Genomic DNA, 388 nt, shown 5'->3' on the forward strand with positions numbered 1-388 from the left:
TGTTCAGCACACGGTAAATTGCGTGCCTAGCAGCGTTGAAGAACTCACTGAGCATCGCTGAGTTTCCAATCACTCCATAATAGTTGAAGTGGCCTGCCAGTTTTGCTCGCAGTGTTACTGCGAGTGCCTTCAGGGGCGTGCTCTTCGCCCCATTGAGCCAGACCTTTATAGATTTCAAGGCCTGTTGGAACTTCTTCTTGTTAGTGCGACGTTTGACTGTCTGCTTACCTCTTCGCGTGCGTGCCCAATAGAAGTCGAAGCCCAGATAGACGAAGCGTTTGCTTCCTCGCAGATCGCTGCGACTAAAGCGGAGGATTCCGCTCTTTTCGGGGGCAATCTCTAGGCTGAACTTGTCTAACCTCTTGGGCAGCTCAGCAAAGAAGCCTTT

General features: G+C 51.3%; 1 pseudogene. It reads right to left on the reverse strand.

What is annotated here, in order from left to right:
* A pseudogene (locus tag QEH52_RS20305) lies at positions 1 to 388 on the reverse strand (group II intron reverse transcriptase/maturase); the annotation flags it as partial.

The sequence above is a fragment of the Thalassobacterium maritimum genome, assembly GCF_031127805.1.
Lineage (GTDB): Bacteria > Verrucomicrobiota > Verrucomicrobiia > Opitutales > Coraliomargaritaceae > Thalassobacterium > Thalassobacterium maritimum.